This is a genomic window from Paraburkholderia nodosa DSM 21604 (assembly GCF_000519185.1).
Taxonomy (GTDB): Bacteria; Pseudomonadota; Gammaproteobacteria; order Burkholderiales; family Burkholderiaceae; genus Paraburkholderia; species Paraburkholderia nodosa.
The window spans coordinates 331,848-349,718 of sequence record NZ_JAFA01000001.1 but is presented as its reverse complement, the minus strand read 5'-3'; the positions used below and the strand labels follow the sequence as shown (position 1 = coordinate 349,718).

Genomic DNA, 17,871 nt, shown 5'->3' with positions numbered 1-17,871 from the left:
AAAAAAGGCGGCATCAGATAGCGGAAATGGTAGGGATTGGCAGGGGTGACGAAGCAACGCGGCGCAAGCGTCATAACGATTCGAACGATGAGCCCGCGTTGCACTTTCGTGGCGATGTGCGAATCCTGTTAGTAAGGGGGCGACACTATGTTAAACAGTAGACCTGATTGTTCTGGCGGCGAGACCGTCGACGTAACCGCGGAGCAGACTGTGAAGCAGCCTGTAAAGCAGCCCGCGCCCAGTTTGCGCAGATTGTCGGTGGCCCGCGCACGGGCGGCCCTGGCGGCGATCGTGGCCATGGCCGCGACCGCGGCATTGATTTCGGGCTGTGGGCTCTCGCCTGGGATGCAGGCGCCGTCGAGCGTCACGCAGGCGAAGGCCGCGACCGGCGCCGCGCGTACGGGCGGCAACGGGGATCAACCGCCACCGGGCGCGCTTATTGAGATCAACAACGAACTGGTCGCGAAGGAAGCGGCGTCGAGACCGACGACTGTCCCGGCGAACGTCGAGACGCTGTTCGGTACGCCGAAGCCGTACGCGCTCGGGCCCGGCGACGTGCTGAGCATCGTCGTGTGGGATCACCCCGAGATGAATCTGCCGACGAACGGCGGCGGCGGCGGCAACGGGCAGCAGGACCAGAGCGCAAGCCAGGTGCAGTCGGGCTATACCGTCGACTCGTCCGGCGCGATCCAGGTGGCCTACGTGGGTCCGATCCACGTCGCGGGGCTCACCGAGATGCAAGCCCGCGACCTGGTGGCGAAGAAGCTCGCCTACTACCTGAACAAACCCCAGGTGACGCTGCGCATCGAATCGTACCGCAGCCGGCGCGTGTACGTGGACGGCGAAGTGCGCACGCCCGGGCTCATGGTGCTCAACGACATGACGATGTCGCTGCCCGAGGCGATCAACCGCGCGGGCGGCTTCACGGCGAACGGCGACCGCTCGCGGGTTAGCGTGACGCGCGGCGACAAGACGACCTTGGTGAACATTCCCGACATGATCAAGAAGGGCGTGAACCCGGACAAGATCCTGCTGCAGAACGGCGACCTCGTGCGCGTGTATTCGGCGAACGAAAGCCGCGTGTTCGTGCTGGGCGAAGTCGGACACCCGGGGCCCTTGCCGTTCGATAACGGCCACCTCTCGCTGAACGACGCGCTTGGCAACGCAGGCGGCGTCAGCCAGGGTTCGGGCGACGCCTCGCAGGTGTACGTGGTGCGCGGGCAGAAGGAGGGACACCGTCAGGTCTTCCACCTCGACGCGTCGTCGCCGGAAGCCATGGCCACGGCCGACGAGTTCGAGTTGCAGCCGAACGATGTCGTATTCGTCGATGCGTCGGCGCTCGTGAAGTGGAGCCGCGTCATCAACCTGATCCTGCCGAGTACGCAGGCAGCCGCGGCGGGCCGGGCGGTGGGTTACGGCGGGTACTAGACGGTGGGGTTCGTATGAGTATGAGCAGGCCTTCGGGCCTGCTCGTGCGACGAATGAATCTGCTTGAAACGAGCCAGCCTCGCGCTGCCCTTATGCCTGGGGCGGCTGGCTTTCCTCGAAACGCCAGCGGATAAAGCGGCACGGATTGCCGCCATACACGCCGCCGGCTTCCAGCGAGCGATGCACGACCGAGAGCGGCGTGACGACCGCCGAGCGCCCGATCGTCACGCCCATCTGCACCACGCATTTCGACGAGACCCACGCGCCGTCCTCGATCACGATCGGCGCGACGTGCAGATCCATGTTCGTGCGCATGTCGTGCGAACCGGCGCTGAGAAACGCGCCCTGCGAAAGGCAAACGTTCGAGCCGATGCGGATGGGCGCCTGGTTGTAGATCCACACGTCCACACCGATCCAGCAGTTGTCGCCCATTTCCAGATTCCACGGCGCCTTCACGCGCATGGGATGGACGAGGCGGCAGTCCTGGCCGATCTTCGCGCCGAACAGGCGCAGCAAGCCCACGCGCAGCGCGGAAAGCGGCAGCAGGCGGTTGTCGAGCACGCAGGTCTCGACCAGATACCACGCGGCCTGCACGAGCTTGCCCCGGCGCGCGACGTAGTTGCCCTTGCCCGCGCGACTCAAATCGATCACGCGGATTTCCGCGGCTCGTGCGTCATTGGCGGCTTGTGGCGGCACGATGCCTGCGGGCGGCGCTTCGCCCGCCCCTTCCCTGCGCCCGGCCGCGCCGGCGCTCCCTTTGCGGGTCCCTAAACCTTCGACCGCTTCCGTCATGAACGCTCCTTGCCCATCCGGGTCGGTTCCTGTTGGCTTCCTGCGGGTTGCAAGCCCGGCGGCCCGCATAGCGGGACGCATCAAGCCACGATTTCATTATCGGGCGGCCACCGCAGCGCCTCGCACGCGTGGCCGACACGGCAGGGGTTTTGGCGCAGCGGCGCGACGCCGCGTGGGCAACATGAAGGCTTGACGCCGCATCGTTCGCGGCGCGCGGGATCCATGCCATGTCCAGCTCTTATCGTCATCAAGTTGCGCCTTACGTCCTCGCCGCCGCGCTGCAAGCCGCGTGCGCCGCATGGCCGTGCGCGGTGTGTGCGCAGAACACCGCGTACGGCGCCGCCACCGGTGGCTCCCCCGCTGCCGCGAGTGACCAGAGTAGCCAAAGCGGCCGGGGCGACACCCCCGCCAACGCCGTGCAGCGCCAGCAACTCGACGAACAGCGCCTGCTCGGCGGTCCGGGCACTTCGGACAACCCGTACAGCGTGACCCCGTACAGCAGCAACGGCGCTTCGCCAGACGACGCGCGAGACGCGCTCACGAACGAAAAGCACATGCACGTCGTGACGCCTGGGGATTACGCCGCGAGCGCGGCGAGCGCCAACGGCGGCAGGGGCGACAGAAGCAGCGCTTCGAGCGCAGGCGGCAGGGGCGCCGCGAGCCACAGCAGGATCGGCGCGAACGGCATGTCGCGCGCCGGCAATTCGGTGGCGAGGAGCACCGGCGGGGGCGGTGCAGGGGGCAAGCGCTCAGCGGCCGGCTATGACTACGGCGCCAGCCAAACCTCGCCAACTGCGCAGGTCTACGGCAATCCGTATGGCAGCCCGTACGGGTCGCCGGACCAGTCCAACTCCGAACTCTACAAGTCGCCCTGGTAAGCTCCGCTAGCGGTCGGGGACAGCCCAAGGCCACCCTCGCGGCCCTGGGCGCAGTCGCTCACACATCGGACTGCTCGACCTCCGGCAACGTCGATCCGCCTTTGCCTGCATGACTCGCAGGTTGATTCAGATTCGCAGATTGACCCGCAGCTTGCTGTGTCGAAGAAGAAGGGCCACTTGCCGCGGTCTGCAGCTCGACCTGCGTCTGGCCCGCCGGCTCGGCAACCTCGCCCGCGAGCCCGGCAAGCCTCGCTTCGAGCACACCGAAGATCGCTTGCGGTGACAGCATGCGCTTCGCGTAGCGCCGCGCGGTACGGCCAAGCCCGGCACGGCGCGCGGGGTCGCCGGCCAGATCGACGATCGCCGCAGCGAGCGCCTCGCTGTCCTCTGGGGGCACCACGATTCCGTGGTCCGAGACCACGTCGAAGAGACTCGTGCCGCGCCGCACCATGGCGACCACCGCACGGCCGCTCGCGAGCATGCCGGTGAGCTTCGAGGGCATCACGAGGTCGGCGGCGTCGTTGCGCTGCGGCAGCACGTGGATATCGGCCACGTTCAGCAGTTCGTTGAGCATCGAAGACGGCTGCAGCGGCAGCACATGACAGTTCGAGAGCGGCTCGCAACGCGCCATCAGCTCCCGCTTGGCCGCGCCGTCGCCGCAGAACACGAAGCTGATATCGGGCCGCGCGGCGAGCGCCATTGCGACGTCCGCGAGAATTTCGATGCCCTGCTTCGCCCCCATGTTCCCCGAGTACAGCACGACGGTGTTGTCCTGCGGGATGCCGAGGCGCCGCCGGAACGCGCTCGGATACGGCAGCGGGAAGATCGCCTCGGTGTCGACCCAGTTCGGCAGGCACACGGCGCGCGCGGCGTCTACGCCCTTGTCGATGGCGCGCTCGACCATGCGCGCCGAAATCGACGAGACGACGTCGAAGCGCCGCAGCAGCCAGCGTTCGCCGGCGAGAGCGCCGCGCCCGAGACGCGACCCCTGGCCGCCGCGCAGAAGCCCCAGATCGAATGCCGCATCGACTTCGAAGTCCTGAATATGCAGCCAGCTGCGCGCGCCGACGGCGCGCGCGAGCATGAGTGCGCCGGGCGCGCAGAAGAGCGTCGGCACGATCAGCATGACGGCCTGGGGCCGCCACGCCGCGAGTCGCACGAGAAGCGGCAGCGACGAGAGCGCGAAACTCGCCAGATGCACGATGCGCTTGAAGCCGCCCTGCTGTGCCGGCACCCACAGCGGCGCACGCCAGACGCTCACGCCCCGCAACGTTTCGTGTTGGTAACGCCCCGCGCGATAGCCTTCATGCACGCGCCACTGCGGGTAATAAGGCGGCGCGCAGATCACGCGCACCTCATGGCCGTGCGCCGCGAGCAGCTCCGCCATTTCGGCCGTGTATTTGCCGACGCCTGTGACTTCGGGCGCGTAATTCAGTCCGTAGATCAGGATTCTCATTGCGTCGCTTCCGTCCCTGTACTGCTTTTGAGCTGCTTGTCTACCGCTTTTAATCGTCTCGCGCGCCGAGCGAAAAAAAGCGGGCGTCGTGCATCCGGTCCGCGCACGACGCCCACCACCAACCAGACGCCTCTTCCCTTTCGTCCTTTTGAGCCGATCGTTTGAAAGCCATCGGTCCCGTCAGGCCACATCAAGCCCGCATGCCCGCCTCGTACGCCGGCGCGGCCTGGGTTTGCAGAAAGTCGTCGTAGGTGCGGGCGAGCCCCTCCTGGAGGCCGATGTGCGCGTGCCAGCCCAGATCGCCGAGGCGCGAAACGTCGAGCAGCTTGCGCGGCGTGCCGTCGGGCTTGGTCGAGTCGAATACCAGTTCGCCTTCGAAGCCCACCACGTCGCACACGCGCTGCGCGAGGTCGCGGATCGACAGGTCTTCGCCGACGCCGACGTTGTACACGCCGTCGCCGGTCTCGTGCTCGAGCACGAAGATCGTCGCATCGGCGAGATCGTCGACGTGCAGGAACTCGCGGCGCGGCCTGCCCGAACCCCAGACCGTCAGCGTGCGCTGGCCGTTGCTGCGCGCCTCGTGCGCCTTGCGGATCAGCGCGGGCAGCACATGGCTGCTGCCGAGGTCGTAGTTGTCGTTGGGGCCGTACAGGTTGGTCGGCATGAGCGAGACGAAATGCGTGCCGTACTGGCGGTTGTACGCTTCGCAGAGCTTCAGGCCCGCGATCTTCGCGATCGCATAGGCCTCGTTGGTCGGCTCGAGCGGCGAGGTGAGCAGATAGGCTTCGCGGATCGGCTGCGGGCATTCGCGCGGATAAATGCACGACGAGCCGAAGAACACGAGGCGCTGCACGCCCGCGTTGTACGACGCCCGGATCACGTTGGTCTCGATCGCCAGGTTATCCCAGGCGAACTGTGCGGGCTGCGTCGAATTCGCGAGGATGCCGCCCACGCGCGCGGCCGCGAGCAGCACCGCGTCGATGTGCTCGCCTTCGAAAAAGGCGTCGACCGCGGCCTGATCGGTGAGGTCGAGCTCCGAGTGGGGACGCGTGACGAGGTTATGGTAGCCGTGCGCCTGCAACGCGCGCACGAGCGCTGAGCCCACCATGCCGCGGTGGCCGGCAACGAAGATTCGGGAGTTCTTGTCCATGGCATCTCACTCGTGATGTTCGAGAGCCTTGAAGCCGGCCAGCGTGACGAGCGCGTCGCGCCGGGCGGCCTGATAGTCGGCTCGCACCATTTCCTTGACGAGCGCCTGGAACGAGGTGGCGGGCTTCCAGCCCAGCTTCTCCTGCGCCTTGGAGGCGTCGCCAAGCAGCGTCTCGACCTCGGCCGGGCGGAAGTAGCGCGGGTCGACACGCAGGATCACCTGACCTGCTTCGAGCCGCATCTCACGCGAGTCGACGTGGTCGACAATGCCGACCTCATCGACACCGCTGCCCTCGAAACGCACCGTGATGCCCAGTTCCGCCGCCGCCGCGCGCACGAAGTCGCGCACGCTGTACTGCACGCCCGTCGCGATCACGAAGTCCTCGGGCTTCTCCTGCTGGAGCATGCGCCACTGCATGTCGACGTAATCGCGCGCATGGCCCCAGTCGCGCATGGCCGAGAGGTTGCCGAGATACAGTTCCTTCTGCAACCCGACGGCGATGCGGGCAATCGCACGCGTGATCTTGCGCGTGACGAAAGTCTCGCCGCGCTGCGGCGACTCGTGGTTGAAGAGAATGCCGTTGCACGCGTAGATGCCGTAGGCCTCGCGGTAGTTGACCGTGGTCCAGTAGGCGAACAGTTTCGCGACCGCATACGGGCTACGCGGGTAGAACGGCGTGGTTTCGCGCTGCGGCACCTCCTGCACGAGCCCGTACAGCTCGGACGTCGAAGCCTGGTAGAAGCGCGTTTTCTTCGCGAGGCCGAGAATGCGGATCGCTTCCAGAATGCGCAGTGTGCCGAGGCCGTCCGCGTTCGCGGTGTACTCGGGCTCGTCGAACGACACGGCCACGTGGCTCTGCGCGGCGAGGTTGTAGACTTCATCGGGCGCGATCTCCTGGACCACCCGCAACAAGGCCGTGGTGTCGGTCATTTCGCCGTGATGCAGGTGGATGCCGGGCTCCGAGTCGTGTGCATCGCGATACAGGTGATCGATGCGGTCCGTGTTGAAGAGCGATGAGCGGCGCTTGATGCCATGCACCTCATAGCCCTTGTTCAAAAGCAGTTCTGCCAGATACGAACCGTCCTGACCGGTGATGCCGGTAATCAAAGCAACTTTACGAGCCATTGCCATCGTTCTCTCCTCGCGTGCGCGAAATGGGATTCGGTGGTTTTCACCATCGACGGGCGGCCCGAAAACCGGCCGTCAACCTGCTGTTACCCTGCTACTACCCTGAAACGCTTTCGTAACCGTAGTAACCGCCGCGATACCCGCCGCCGATGAATGCGCCGGTCTTCGGCACGTCGGTGAGCAGCACGCCGCGCAGATTCACGCCGCCAATGCGCAGGCGCTTGACCGTCTCCTCGAGCTCCGAAATCGGGTGGCGGCCATGGCGGATCGCGAGCAGCGTCGTGCCCGCGTAGCGTCCGATCACGGTCGAGTCGGTCACCGCGAGCACCGGCGGCGTATCGACGATCACGAGGTCATACCGCGCCCCCAGTTCTTCGAGCAGCGACTCGAAGCGCGGGCTCATCAGCAGCTCGGACGGATGCGAATGCAGCGAGCCCTTGGCGAGCACGTCGAGTCCAGGCAGCACCTCGTGCTGGATCGCCTGGTCCAGATCGGCGCCGAGCAGCACGTCGGAGAGACCCGGCTGGTGCGCAATGCCGAAGTGCGAGTGCACGTCGCCGCGCCGCATGTCGCCGTCGACGATCAGCACGCGCTTGTTCACCGAGGCGACCAGCGCAGCGAGATTGACCGAGAGGAACGATTTGCCGATGTCGGGCCGCGAGCCCGTGAGCATCACGATGTTGTTGCGCGCATCGTTGAGCGTGAGCTGCAGCGAGGTGCGCAGGCTGCGCACGCCTTCCACCGCGACGTCCTGCGGGTTCTGCTGGGCGAGCACGTGCAGCCCGCGCCGGCGCAAGGTGACGTGATGCTGCAGCCGCAACTGTTGCGGGCTGCGCGGCACCACGGCGAAGACCGGCACGCCGAGTGCGGCTTCGAGCTCGTCCGGGCGCTCCACGCCGCCGTACAGCGACTTGCGCACGAACGCGACGAGCACGCCCAGCACGAGCCCCGCGCCGATCGCGAGCGCGATCACGAGCAGCTTCTTCGGACGCACGGGATCATCCGGCGCCTCGGCGAAATCGACCACGCGCACGTCGCCTACCTGGCCCGCGCGCGCCACACGCAGTTGCTGCGCGCTGTTCAGGAGGCTCGTGTAAAGCTCCGTGCTCACATGCACGTCGCGCAAGAGGCGCACGGCGGACTGTTCCGTGTCCGGCAGTTGCGCCACATTACGCGTGAGCTGCGACTGCGCCGCTTGCAGCGTGCCGATCTGCGCGTCGAGCGCCTGAACGGCCGGGTGGTGCTCGGTGAAACGCTGCGCGAGTTCCGCGCGTTGCTGGCGCAGGTCTTCGAGACGGATCTTGTTGTCGCTCACCTGCTGGAGCAGCAGCCGGCTTTCTTCGCCGAGATCGACGGTGCCGTGCTCGTTACGGAACTTGTTGTACTTCTGCTCGGCCGCGTCGACCTGCGAGCGCAGTTGCGGCAGCTGGTCGTCGAGGAACGCGAGCATGTGTTCCGCTTCCGCTGAACGGCTCGCGATGTCCTGCTTGATGAACTCGTGCGCCACGTTGTTGAGGATCGCGGCCGTCGTCTTGCTGTTGTGGCCTTCGAGACTCGCGCGGATCACGCCGGACTGCAGTCCGACTTCCTGGATCTGCAGCGAATTCTCCAGCCGGTCGACAGTGGTCAGCGTCGAGGCGCGCGTGAGCAGGAAAGGCGTTCCGGGTGACCCGCTCAAACTGTCGACGTGCAGCGCGATCGGCCCGGCCGACGTGTTCGCGCTCACGTCCTCGCCCACGCGGCCCTGCAGAAGCGGAATGCCGTCGGGGTCGCGCAGCGTGAAGGTGCCGGGCTCTTCGCCGGCGACGATCGTGAAGTCGCGCTCATACATCGCCTCGGGCGTATCGAAGCGCGATACCTTGATGTCGCCGCCGCCCCATGCATAGCCGGACGGTCGTATGAACCCGGGCAGCTTCTGCGCCCAGGGCGAGCCCAGGATGCCGGAGAGCATGCCGCCGATCACGGGCATTTCGCGCGGCCGCGCCGAAATGTCGAGGTGGAGCTTGCGCACCGTTTCCTCGGTTACGTTGCGCGACTTCAGCATTTCGATCACGCCGTTCGCGGTCGACTTCTCGTCGAACATGCCCGTGAGCGGCGGCAGGCTGCTGTCCTTCTTGCTGGCGTCGCCCTTGTCGACGAGGTGGAACAGCACGTCGGCCCGATAGGTCGGCGTGGCGAGGAACGCATAGGCCGCGCCCAGCAGCGTGACGGCGAGCGTCACGATCGCGATGGCGCGCCAGTTCGCCACCATCGTTTGCAGGTAGTCGCCTAGGTATCGCTCGTCGGCGCCTGCTGCGCCATAGTAAGCGCCGTCATAATTCATCGCCATCTTGCTTCTCCCGAAACCTGGTGTTGCTTGCTGGTGATGCTTGCTCGAATGCGCCGCAGCGCTCAGTACGCGTTGCGGCCAACCAGCCCGTGAACGATCGTGGCCGCGATGATGCGCATGTCGAGCCAGAACGACCAATGGCCGAGGTAATACAGATCGTGTGCTACGCGCATTTCCATCTTTTCGAGGCGATCGGTCTCGCCGCGAAATCCATTGACCTGCGCCCAGCCGGTAATGCCGGGCTTGATGCGATAGCGGTTGATGTAGCCCTTCACCACGCTCTGATAAAGATCGTCGTGCTCGAGCGCATGCGGGCGCGGTCCGACCACGGACATGTCGCCGCGCAGCACGTTGTAGAACTGCGGCAGTTCATCGAGACTCGTGCGGCGCAGGAACGCGCCGAGACGCGTCACGCGCGGATCGTCGCGCTTCGCCTGGCTCACCGTGCCCGGTGCTTCCTTGTGCTCGCGCATCGTGCGGAACTTGTAGATTGTGAACACGCGGCCGTCGGCGCCCTTGCGGCGCTGCCTGAACAACACCGGCCCAGGCGAGGAAAACTTCACCGTAATGGCAATGCCGATGAGAAGCGGCATGAGGCTCACGAGCGCAAGCGTTGCGAACACCCGGTCGAACATGGCCTTCTTGAACTGCGCGCTCGCGGGCAACGGCGAGGCGACGAGGTTGATCGCGGGCACGCCAAGCAGCTCGATCACCGTACTGGTGTCGAACAGGGCCAGCGAGCGCACGTCCGGAATGAAGCGGATGTTCACGAGGTCGTTGCGAAACTCGCTCACGAGCCGCACCACGGTGCGTTCCTCGGCAAGCGAGAGGGCGAGCCACAACTCGTGCACGTCATGCTCACGGATGTGCTGCGCGAGCGCCTCGATCGTGTCGCACACCGGCGCGTCTTTCTCGCTCGCGGGTCTCGCCGATTGCGGCATGGTGTTGTAGAGCGCGCTCGCCCGAAAGCCGGAGCCTGGCTCCGCATCGATGCGCCGCACAATCTCGTCGCACTGCGAAGCGGAACCCGCGATGGCGACCTGATGAAGATTCATGCCCGCGCGCCGCATGTGCGAAAGCACGCCGTGCGCAAGGAAGCGCCACGTAATGAGCAAGCCGCCTGCAAGAGCCGTCCAGTAAGCGAACCACAGGCGCGAAACGACGTCGACATGATGCATCGTCGAATACATCGAGATCAGCGCGCAGCCCTGCACCACGAGCCACGCAAGCGACACCTGGCCCGCGAGCAGCGCCTTGGAGCGGCCGCGCCACGACTGGTAAAGCTCGAACGCCGGAAAGATCACGAGCGCGAAGGCCGCGGAGAGCAGCACGAAGGCTTCGTTCACGCCGCGCGGCACGATATCTTCGAAGCGGATCTCCGAAGCCACGCTGGCGCCGATCATTACGGCAGATACGTCGAGCACTCTCGCCATCAGATTTTGTAGCTCGCGCATGCTTTCTCCCTTTTTTCTCCCTGCTGGCCGTACCGCTGCCCTCAACCGCAGCGGCCGTACGTATCGTCGAGACGGACGATGTCGTCCTCTCCCAGATACGCTCCCGACTGCACCTCGATGATTTCGAGCGGCACCTTGCCTGGGTTTTCCAGCCGGTGGCGCACACCGAGCGGAATGTAAGTGGACTCGTTTTCCGTCATAAGAAAGGATTCCTCACCACGAGTGACGAGCGCGGTGCCGCGCACGACTGTCCAGTGCTCGGCACGATGGTGATGCAGTTGCAGCGAGAGCCGCGCGCCCGGCGTGACGACGATGCGTTTGACCTGGAAGCGCTCGCCCGAATCGATCGAATCGTAGAAGCCCCATGGACGTTGCACCTTGCGATGCGAATCCGCCTCGGGTGCGCGCTCCGCCTTGATGCGCGCAACGAGCCCCTTCACGTCCTGCACCTTCGAGCGGTCGGCGACGAGCACCGCATCTGCCGTTTCGACCACCACGAGGTTCGACGTACCCACGCAAGCCACGAGCCTGCCGTCGGAATGCGCGTAAGTCGCCACCGCGCCTTCGAACACCACACGTCCGCGTCCGACGTTGCCGTCTTCGTCCTTTTCCATCGCGGCCCACACAGCGTCCCACGAGCCGAGGTCGGACCAACCCGCGTCGAGCGCAACCACCACGCCCTCGGGCGTCCAGCCGTTGCTGCCCGATAGCCGCTCCATGACCGCGTAATCGATCGAGTCGGACGGGGCGCGCTTGAAGGCGTCGGGGGCCGGCCGGAACACGGGGCCGTCTTGCTGGCCATCGACGAACGCGGCAAGGCACGCTGCATGCATGTCGGGCTGGAGTGCGCGCAGCGAATCGAGCCAAACGCTCGCACGCATCACGAAGATGCCGCTGTTCCACCAGTAGCCGCCCTGCGTGATGTATTGCGCGGCGAGTTCAGGCGCGGGCTTTTCGACGAAGCCGTCGATACGGTGGGCGCCGTCGGCGATCGCCTCGCCGACGCGGATGTAACCAAACCCCGTTTCGGGCGAACGCGGCGGCACGCCCAGCGTGACGATCGCGCCGCGCTGCGCATGGCGCGCTGCGCATTCAAGCGCGCGTTGCAGGGCGTCCAGATCGGTGATCGCATGGTCCGACGGCATCACGATGAGAATCGCGTCGTCGCCGTTCGCGCACGCGAGCGCCGCGCCGAGTGTGAGCGCCGGCGCCGTGTCACGCCGCGCCGGCTCGACCACGAGCCGCGCGTCCATGCCGCACGCACGCAACTGATCGACGATCACGAAGCGGTGTTCTTCGCCACATACGACGATTGGCGAACTCGCAACCTGCCACTCTGACGAAAAGCCGTCGAGGCGATGCACGGTTGCTTGCAGCAGCGTATCGCTGCCCACCACACCAATTAGCTGCTTAGGGAATTGTTCGCGCGACATCGGCCACAAACGTGTACCGGAACCGCCCGCCAGCACTACCGGCACGATGCGCGTGCAAGGCGTCGTGCCTTCGCGCGCTGGACCCGGCTCGCTTTCTGCACGGGCTTGACTTTGTCCTTCATGAATCGATGACCTTTCATTCATCTTCGGACTCCTTCATATCGGGCAGGATCACTTCGGCTCGCGAATAGCGACCCCGTTTGTAACGAAGTGCGACCGTTGTTACCGCGGCGTTACGAGACAGCTACGCCGGCCTCGCGGCGGCTTTGCTCGCGGTATTCGGTGGGCGAAATCATCATGCGCTTGCGAAAGATCTTGGCGAGGCGGTCGCCGTTGCCCATGCCGGTGCGGCGCGCGATCTTGTCGACCGGCAACTCCGAATCGGTGAGCAGGCTGCAGGTAATTGCAAGGCGCGCATGCAGTAAGTAATCAGAAGGCGTGATGCCCATCTCCAGCTTGAAGCGGCGCAGAAAGTTACGCTCGCTCATGGCGGCGACCTGCGCCGCGTCCGCTATCGAAATGGCCCGCTGACAGTTCTCCTGCAGCCAACGCGCCGCTGCACGCACTTTGTCAGCCGGTGCGCTGCCAAGCGCATCGCCGAGAAACGGCAACAGGTTGCCGCCCGAATCGGGCATGAGCCGCTCAGTCACGGCTCGCGCAACATCCACGCCCAGGTCGCGCTTGACGAGCGTGAGCGCGCTCTTCATCGACTCGAGCCGGTCGCCGGCGTCGCCGCCCGCTTCTTCGCGTCCCGTTTGCATCGCATACGAGCCGAACTCGTGCTGCGTGCGCTGGCCGCACAGACTCGCGGCTTCGAGCAGTGAGCGGCCTTCACCAATCGGACGAATGGTGCCGGTATTCGCATGCACACGACGCAGCCATGCGACGAGACGTTCGTCGTTGGCGGCCGCGAACGCGCCCTTTCCACCCGCCACGAACAGCGCGTCGAAACCGACGTAGTGGCGTGCATCGAGTCCATCTGTCCAGACCCGTACCGAAGACGAGCACGTTACGTTGCCGCCATCGGCCGAAAGGATGCTTACATCGTAAGGTGAGCTGCGAGCGGTGTCCGTCGAGAGTTCGTTCGCTACATGAAACACTTCAGCCACAATACCGGCGCCGAGGAGCGAACAACCATCGAACAGCAGAATTGCGATATGACGCACCTCTCGACTGATGCCCGCGGTCACTAGATGCGGGCGGCTGAACGACGGCAAATCCAGACTTGCGTACGCCATGCTTTTCCCCTAAACAATCCCCCGTACCAAGCGAAAAGTCCCGGTAATAGCATTTCGATAGCATTCCATGTGCAGTGCATCATATGCAGAGAAAAATCCCCGCAACGACGACTGACCGAAACTGGCGAGACATTGGCGCATTTAGTCCGGTCGAGGACCGATTAGAAGATTGGGCGCCAAGCTAAGTGCCAAAAAGCAAACTGCGTGAAAGGCAATTGGTTCGATTACATCAAATCGGCAATAGTGCCGGATAACCGTTACAGGCAGGTATTTTCGCCTTTGTTACTACAAAATCATTCGACGCCTTCCGATCGATGCGTACGCATGGGATGGAAGTGAACGGCCAATAAAAGACTGCAAGTCGATTCGTCTGATTAAATGATGTTTAAGAAGCTTTGGGCTCCGATTTCGAGCATGCGAAGCGCATTTTAAACCTGTTAAATCCTGTTTGCGGCGCACAATAAAAAAATTCACAAAAAGCCGCTTTATATGATTGGGCTCCGCGAGCACTGCACAACTCTCGCGCGGCGCTTCCAGGAGAAATTGCGCGAAAAGCCTGGAGGCTGGCGTCAAATGACTTGCTTGAACAACTAGGCTTACCCTTTCATGCTGTGAGGAACCTGCCAATGACATTGCGCCCAGCCCTTGCGTCCGCACTCGTAAACCCTCGTTCCGCGCGCGGCTCGCGCGCTTTTTCATGGGTACCGGCAGCAACGCTCGCGCTCGGCGTTCTCGGCGTGATGTTGCCGGCGACGCGTTGCCGCGCCGCCGATGCGCCCGTTTGCAGGAGCGTCGCCGGCAGTGCTGCAACTGAGGACGGCAATGACGTCATCTCAGCGGATACGCCCGGCAGCGACGGCACGCGCCTCTTCGCGCGCGGTAAAGGTGTGCGTATCGTCGTAACAACGAATGCCACCCGCGACGACAAGGTGCAATGGCAAATCGCCGACACGTGGAGCCGCCCCCAGGCAAGCGGCAGCTTCGCCGTGGCGGCCGGCCCGCGCGTCACGTGGCTCGCCTGCACGATGCTCCCGGCAGGCTACTTCGCGTTTTCGGCGTCGCTGGCTTCGCAGCCCTCTACGGGTTTGCCCCAGCGCGGCACCCGGCCGGCCGGTATCACCACGTTCGGCGTGCTGCCCGACGTGAGCGCAGCACTTCCTGCACCCACCTTCGCGCGCCAGGACCTGCACCGCTTCGGTGGGCAAGGTTCAGCATATATCGCGCCCGGACAGCACTGCTGCGGCGGCGACGGCCTGCGTCCGCTCTACACCGACCTCGGTCTGGCGTGGGCCAACGACAAGCGGGGCTGGTACGTCATGGAGCCCAAAGGTCCGAATACGTTCGACGCTGCCGCCTCCCAGCTCGATCTCCAGTTCAAGCCCGGCGACATCATGCGCTTGATCACGCTCGACGGCTTTCCCGGGTGGGCGAGTCCGAACGGCCAGGAGACCCACAGCTACGTGCCTTCGTCACTGGCCCAGTTGCGCGAATACATGTCGCGCGTAGGCACTGAGTCCGCACGCATCCGTGCACGCGTCTTCCCGCGCCAGGCGCACAACTACTATCAGGTGACATGGGAGCCCGACAAGGACGGCGGGCTGCCGTGGAAAGACACGGACGCGCATTTCGTCGATCTCTACAAGACCGTCTACGAGGGCATACACGCCACCGACCCGACGGCGATCGTGATGGGCCCGACCTATGCAGGCGTGCAGGGCAACACGGAGTGGCTCAAGAAGTTCGCACCGCTTGGCATTGCTAAATATATCGATGGCGTGACGATCCACGGCTACTACGATTTCGGCACGAGCCCTTCGCATCCGCCGGAGCGTCTGTACGGCGCACCCGAAAAAGGCACGCTTTCGCTGCCCGAAGCCATGCGCGAGCTGCGCACGACGATGCGCGACGTGCTCAAGCCGGGCGCCCCGCTCTTCGTGACCGAAACCGGAATTAGTTACGACATCGGGACGAACTACGCGGCCAACTATCCCGACGCGCAAACGCTCTATGCGCAGGGCGCGGTCGTGGCGCGCGCGCATCTGATCCTGCTCGGCGAAGGCGCGGACACCACGTTCGTCTTCTATGGTGCGGACATGCCGGAGACGACGCCAGGCTATGGCGTGTTCTTCGAACTCGAGCATCCGAAGGGCATGTACGGCGCGTCGAACATCAGCCCGAAGCCGGCCGCGCTCGCTGTCGCGACCATGACGCGGCTGATCGACGGTACGTATACGCTCGGGCCGCTGCGCGGCACGCCCGCAGGCGTCTACGCCTACGCGTTCGCACGTCCGGGCGGCGGCAAGGTGATCACGGCGTTGTGGAGCCACGACAACGCGCGCTGGAGCGCGAAGACCGGGTTCGACGCCACGCGCGCGACGAACTACACGCTTCAGGTGGACGCGCGCGGGCGCTCGGGCAAGGTGAGCGTGTTCGACATGATGGGCAACCCGACCGCCATGACTTACAACGACGGCATGCTCCCGCTGCGCCTGACCGAATCGCCCGTGTATGTGGTGTCGGACAACGCCGACGTCGCCAGATCGATTGCCGTCACGCCCGCGGGCTACGTCGCGCCGAAGCCTTGAGGGCGTGGGCCAGGGCTCGCATCTTGGCCCACGATAGCGAGACTTAGGCGGCTCTGGACAGTGCAACGCGATTTTGAGCCGCCTAGACTGCTGATGAACGCGACGCCTGATTGTCATGCGCCGCGCGCGCAACGGCTGCGCTCGAGACAATCATATCGACACGACCGCCACCCCACGGATCCGCTCGTCCATGCTGTCGCCTACCGAATTCCTCGAGGTGGTGCGGCTCGCACCGCTTGTCGGGATCGACCTCATCGTCGCCGACGCCGACGGCCGCGTGCTTGTGGGCGAACGACGCAATCGCCCGGCGCGCGGCAAGTGGTTCGTGCCGGGCGGACGCATCCACAAGGACGAATGGCTCGACGCCGCGTTCACGCGCATCGTCGAAACAGAGCTCGGCATCGCGGGCATGCAGCGCGCGGCTGCACGCTTCGTCGGCGTCTACGAGCATCACTATCCGGACAACTTCGCGGCGGAAAACGGCATCGGCACACATTACGTTGTGCTTGCGTACGCGTTCATGCTGGACAGCACCGTGCCTGTCGGGCGCTTCGATCAGCACAGCCAGTACGCGTGGCTATGGCCCGAGGAGCTGCTCATGCGCGAGGACGTGCACAAGAATTCGAAACAATATTTCTGCTGAAAACGCCCCCAGTGACAGACACGCGCGCGTCGTGGATTGCCCTCGCAGCGTTCGTGAAGCAGGCGTGGGGCGCGTGCGCGCGCCCATAAGACCCGGGTGCAACGCCCGGTCAAGACCGGGCCGCCTTGCCTCGCGCATACCGAGCCATTCTGCCAACTTCTCGGCATTTTCAGACTGCGACGTGCGTCAGCAGCCCACCGGCCTATCATGAATCCCGAGAGCGTGATGTGACCGCATGTAACAGCCCGACACAGCCGGATCAGGGCACGCGGCGCAAAAACGCAACGTACTCCTGCAAATCCTTTCTGCGCGAGGAACCGGCCATGTACATCGATAGGGTGGTCTGCCGGCAAGCCGCTTTCCAGCCGCGCGGCGCTCACTTGAAGTTCGCACACGTGGCCAAACGCATAGGCATCCTGGTTTTCGAGGGCTTCCCGCTCGGGGACGTGACCTTGCTCGCCGATGTGTTTCGTCTCGCGAACGATGCCTGCGCCGACACGCTTCCTGCTTATTCGATCGTCATGCTTTCCGAGCCTGGCGGCAACGTAGCCAGCGGCTGCGGCCTGCGGATATGGTCCGAGAGCCTGCATGGCCCGCTGCGCAGCGGCTTCGACACACTGTTCATTGCCGGCGGCCCTGGTGCGATGGAGGCGCGCGCGAACGCGCGGCTCATCACGCGGCTGCAGATGCTCGCACCGAAAGTGCGCATCATCCGCGCCCTCGGCGAGGGACGCGCGGTACTCGCCGCCGCCGATGTGCCCTTCCTGCGCACGGGCGGCAATACGGCAAGTTCGGCGCAGCGGCTACGCCGGGCGCTGGAAGCGCGCAACGCCGGCGCCTCGGTCGTGACGCCTTCCGAGGCGCTCGTCGCCGCGCTCAAGGTGGTCAAGCGCAATCACGGCGTGGCGCTTGCGCAGCGCGTGTCCGAAGACTCGATGCCGGGTTCGTGGGAACGGCTCGGCCCCATGCTCGACGACGGCGAGGCGGACAGCGCGAACGGCAAGATCAACTCGGCCGCGCACTGGCTGCGCGAGAACTACCATCAGCCGATCTCGGTTGCCGATGCCGCGCGTGTCGCGCAGATGAGCATGCGAAACTTCCTGCGCCACTTCAAGACGCATACGGGCCTCACGCCGTCCGAATATCTGCTGCGCGCCCGGCTCGATGCCAGTTGCCTTCTGCTCGCGCAAACCAATCTTCCCATCGACGAGATCGCGCAACGCTGCGGCGTGCCGCGCGGCGAGCGTCTCGCGCGGATCTTCCGGCGCAGGCTGTCGATTTCGCCATCGGGGTATCGCGCCGTGAACCGGCGGGCTTCGGGCGAGTGATGCCAGTCGCCATTCGATACATGTTTTAC

The 17,871-nt window shown here is 65.0% G+C and carries 13 protein-coding genes; 5 read left to right on the top strand and 8 right to left on the bottom strand.

Annotated features, from left to right (window positions below):
• The first annotated feature begins 258 nt into the window (after positions 1-258).
• Entirely contained in the window at positions 259-1,428 is a 1,170-nt protein-coding gene (locus A3CW_RS44830) for a polysaccharide biosynthesis/export family protein (RefSeq protein ID WP_051481169.1), read from the top strand.
• A 90-nt stretch (positions 1,429-1,518) separates the two neighbouring features.
• On the opposite strand, the gene A3CW_RS0101620 is transcribed toward A3CW_RS44830, so the two are convergent.
• Entirely contained in the window at positions 1,519-2,220 is a 702-nt protein-coding gene (locus A3CW_RS0101620) for a DapH/DapD/GlmU-related protein (protein WP_245623508.1), read from the bottom strand.
• A gap of 227 nt (positions 2,221-2,447) precedes the next feature.
• Here A3CW_RS0101620 and A3CW_RS0101615 point away from each other — a divergent pair, with 227 nt between their 5' ends.
• The gene (locus tag A3CW_RS0101615) at positions 2,448-3,098 is read left to right on the top strand and encodes a hypothetical protein (protein ID WP_028202007.1); all 651 of its coding nucleotides are present in this window, start codon (positions 2,448-2,450) and stop codon (positions 3,096-3,098) included.
• Between the two features lie 58 nt (positions 3,099-3,156).
• Here A3CW_RS0101615 and A3CW_RS44825 read toward each other — a convergent pair whose 3' ends face one another.
• The 7 genes from A3CW_RS44825 to A3CW_RS0101580 all read right to left on the bottom strand — a co-directional run bounded on the left by A3CW_RS44825 (position 3,157) and on the right by A3CW_RS0101580 (position 13,286).
• A complete protein-coding gene (locus tag A3CW_RS44825; RefSeq protein WP_063750788.1) occupies positions 3,157-4,554 on the bottom strand; it encodes a glycosyltransferase WbuB in 1,398 nt (465 codons plus the stop codon).
• 190 nt (positions 4,555-4,744) lie between these two features.
• Positions 4,745-5,704 (bottom strand): GDP-L-fucose synthase family protein, encoded by a 960-nt coding sequence (locus tag A3CW_RS0101605; RefSeq protein WP_028202006.1) that lies wholly within the window; start codon positions 5,702-5,704, stop codon positions 4,745-4,747.
• Positions 5,705-5,710: 6 nt separating this feature from the next.
• Complete coding sequence (gene gmd, locus A3CW_RS0101600) at positions 5,711-6,829, bottom strand: GDP-mannose 4,6-dehydratase (protein WP_028202005.1); 1,119 nt, start codon at positions 6,827-6,829, stop codon at positions 5,711-5,713.
• Between the two features lie 100 nt (positions 6,830-6,929).
• Positions 6,930-9,161, bottom strand: coding sequence for a polysaccharide biosynthesis tyrosine autokinase (locus A3CW_RS0101595; RefSeq protein ID WP_028202004.1), 2,232 nt, complete (start codon positions 9,159-9,161; stop codon positions 6,930-6,932).
• A 62-nt stretch (positions 9,162-9,223) separates the two neighbouring features.
• Positions 9,224-10,615 (bottom strand): undecaprenyl-phosphate glucose phosphotransferase, encoded by a 1,392-nt coding sequence (locus A3CW_RS0101590; RefSeq protein ID WP_028202003.1) that lies wholly within the window; start codon positions 10,613-10,615, stop codon positions 9,224-9,226.
• Positions 10,616-10,656: 41 nt separating this feature from the next.
• Positions 10,657-12,192: a mannose-1-phosphate guanylyltransferase/mannose-6-phosphate isomerase gene (locus A3CW_RS44820; protein WP_051481098.1), complete on the bottom strand. Its 1,536-nt coding sequence runs from the start codon at positions 12,190-12,192 to the stop codon at positions 10,657-10,659.
• 89 nt (positions 12,193-12,281) lie between these two features.
• Positions 12,282-13,286: a GlxA family transcriptional regulator gene (locus A3CW_RS0101580; RefSeq protein ID WP_028202002.1), complete on the bottom strand. Its 1,005-nt coding sequence runs from the start codon at positions 13,284-13,286 to the stop codon at positions 12,282-12,284.
• 626 nt (positions 13,287-13,912) lie between these two features.
• Here A3CW_RS0101580 and A3CW_RS44815 point away from each other — a divergent pair.
• From A3CW_RS44815 to A3CW_RS0101565, 3 genes are all read left to right on the top strand, one after another.
• Positions 13,913-15,871: a hypothetical protein gene (locus A3CW_RS44815; protein WP_051481095.1), complete on the top strand. Its 1,959-nt coding sequence runs from the start codon at positions 13,913-13,915 to the stop codon at positions 15,869-15,871.
• 190 nt (positions 15,872-16,061) lie between these two features.
• Positions 16,062-16,514, top strand: a complete 453-nt coding sequence (locus tag A3CW_RS0101570) for a GDP-mannose mannosyl hydrolase (RefSeq protein ID WP_028202001.1) — start codon at positions 16,062-16,064, stop codon at positions 16,512-16,514.
• A gap of 323 nt (positions 16,515-16,837) precedes the next feature.
• Complete coding sequence (locus A3CW_RS0101565; RefSeq protein WP_028202000.1) at positions 16,838-17,842, top strand: GlxA family transcriptional regulator; 1,005 nt, start codon at positions 16,838-16,840, stop codon at positions 17,840-17,842.
• Positions 17,843-17,871 lie beyond the last annotated feature (29 nt).